Source organism: Variovorax sp. Soil_C_12 (assembly GCF_057657375.1).
In genome coordinates this window covers 1-2,566 of sequence record NZ_JBDGIO010000038.1, presented here as the reverse complement: position 1 = coordinate 2,566, position 2,566 = coordinate 1, and the positions used below count along the sequence as shown (strand labels likewise).

Below are 2,566 nucleotides of genomic sequence, written 5' to 3'. Positions count from 1 at the left end.
TGTTAAGGGTTGCCCGATACCTGCCCTTGCGAAGCGCAGCGCCAAGCACGGCTACGGCCTGAGGGCAGGTGTTGGGCAAGCCTCGAGGGAGGAAACCGCGGAATGCACCTCTGACGCCTGAGAAGGCTACGAAGCTATGGGGATTCGGGATGCGTAGATCGAGTTGGTGCTGGTGTTTTGCCCAGGAATTCGGCCGTTGGCGTTGATGCGGCACAGCGGATTGAAGCCGTAGCGTTGAGTCGCGCGGTGGCATGACCGACGCAAAGGCCTTGGTGGGGCGTGAAGGCGAGACCACCCCACATCGACCCTGGAAGATGGAGAAGCAAAGCTTGGTTTTGACGCTGATGAAGATCGGTACTCATGGTGCCCGAGGCTGCTGAGGCGGTGCGCGGATGGATTGCCCGCGAGCGAAGGTCTGCAGGATGATCATCGGGCCACCGCAGTGCGGGCAGAGGAAAGTCGGTTGCGCGGCACCTGGCTCGCCATCGGCGCCCGAGGCTTGAGCAGCGGCATCGGCTTGTTGGAGCAGCAGTTCGCGAATGCGTACCAGGCTGGCCTTGCGAGCGCCGTTGGCCAAGAGCCCGTAGTGGCGGATGCGGTGAAAGCCGCCCGGCAAGACATGCAGAAGGAAGCGGCGCATGAACTCGTCGGCGTCGAGCGTCATCATCTTGTGGCGTGTCTGGCCCTTGGCGCGGTAATCCTTCCAGCGAAAGGTCACGCCTTGCTCGTCCATGGCCACCAGCCGGCTGTTGGAGATGGCGACCCGGTGGGTGTAGCGCGACAGATAGGCCAGCACCGCTTCGGGTCCGGCGAACGGACGCTTGGCATAGACGACCCATTCGCACTTGCGCAGCGGCGCGAGCCAGTCGGCGAAGGCATGCCCGTCGGCCAGTGCCGTGAACTCACCGAAGAACTGCAGGTGGCCGGCGCGATGCGCCTGTTCAAGCGCTTCAAGGAAGCGGCGCCGGAACAGGCGCGACAGCACGCGCACGGACAGGAAGAACCCGGGCTTGCATGCAATCCAGCGTTCGCCCCCCGGCGACAAGCCTCCGCCGGGCACGATGCCATGCACATGGGGATGGTGCGTCAGTGCCGATCCCCATGTGTGCAGCACCAGGGTCGCGCCGATCCTTGCGCCCAGGTGCTTCGGATCGGCTGCGATGGTCATCAGCGTCTCGGCGGCCACGTCGAACAACAGGCCGTAAATCGCGGCCTTGTTGTAATAGGCGATGGCGCTGACCGGCGCCGGCAAGGTGAAGACGACGTGGTAGTAGTCCACCGGCAGCAGATCGGCTTGGCGTGCCTCGAGCCAACGTTGGGCCGCACTGGCCTGGCACTTCGTGCAATGTCGATTGCGACACGAGTTGTAGGCGATCTGGTCGTGTCCGCAGCCCTCGCAACGCAACACGTGACCTCCCAGCGCCGCGGTGCGGCACTGTTCAATGGCCGACATGACCTTGAGCTGGCCCAGGCTCAGGTGCCCACGCTGAGCCTTGCGCCAATCGGGGCCGTGGGTGCGGAAGATGTCGGCGACCTCCAGGGCGCAGTGCGCCACAGAGATGACCTACGCAGGTTGCAGGTTCTCCAGCGGGCTGACCACTTCGTGCAGGATCTCGGTGGCCACGTGCGCGTAGATCGATGTCGTGTCCAGCCGCTTGTGACCCAGCATCACCTGGATCACGCGGATGTCAACCTTCTGTTCCAGCAGGTGAGTGGCGAAGCAGTGGCGAAGCGTGTGCATGGTGACGCGCTTGTCGATCTTGGCCGCGTCGGCAGCGTCATGAACGGCGCGGTTGAGCTGGCGAGGGGTCAGCGGGTCGACCGGGTTCATCCCCGGGAACAGCCAACCGCCCGGCAGCATCTTGCCCTGTGCATGGGCCAGTCGCCACCAGGCGCGCAGCCGCTCCAGCAGGACTGGCGAGAGCATGGCGTAGCGGTCCTTGCGGCCCTTGCCCTGCTCAACGCGCAGAGTCATGCGCTGGCTGTCGATGTCACCGACCTTCAGCGCGACGATCTCGCTGACCCGCAGTCCCGTGCCGTAGGCAATGGACAGTGCCGTCTGGTACTTCAGGTTGGAGGCCGCGGCGATCAGGCGTGCGACTTCCTCGCGGCTGAGCACGACCGGCAGCTTCTGGGGCACACGAACGGGGCTCATCCCGGCCATCAGTTCGCCACGCCCGAGCGTGACGTCGAAGAGGAACTTCAAGCCGGTGATGGTTGCATTGAGCGTGATCGGCGAGACGCCCTGATCGACCATGTGCAACTGGAAGCGCCGCAGATCCTCTGCGGTGGCCGTGTCGGGGGAGCGCTGCAGAAAGCCAGCGAGATGCCGTACTGCGCGGATGTAGGTGGATTGAGTCTTGGGTTCGAGCTTGCGCATGCGCATGTCGTCAAGCATGCGTTGGCGCAACGCGGAGACCGCTGGTGTCGCTGGGGTCATGATCTTGCTCCTGTCGAAGAACGAGGCCAATTGCCTCGCTCCGCAACATAGACAGGGGCGCAACGTTTGCCATCCGCCGCGGGCTCAGCGGCGGGCTACCGCGAGCGGTGCGAGCGGTTTAGTCCG

Annotated in this window: 2 protein-coding genes; both read right to left on the bottom strand. The window is 64.5% G+C overall.

The genetic code is table 11. From position 1 onward, the window contains the following. Positions 1-358 precede the first annotated feature (358 nt). Complete coding sequence (locus AC3A6X_RS36330) at positions 359-1,555, bottom strand: IS91 family transposase (protein ID WP_487846703.1); 1,197 nt, start codon at positions 1,553-1,555, stop codon at positions 359-361. Positions 1,556-1,564: 9 nt separating this feature from the next. After that, positions 1,565-2,440: a tyrosine-type recombinase/integrase gene (locus tag AC3A6X_RS36325; protein WP_487846702.1), complete on the bottom strand. Its 876-nt coding sequence runs from the start codon at positions 2,438-2,440 to the stop codon at positions 1,565-1,567. Between the last annotated feature and the right edge of the window lie 126 nt (positions 2,441-2,566).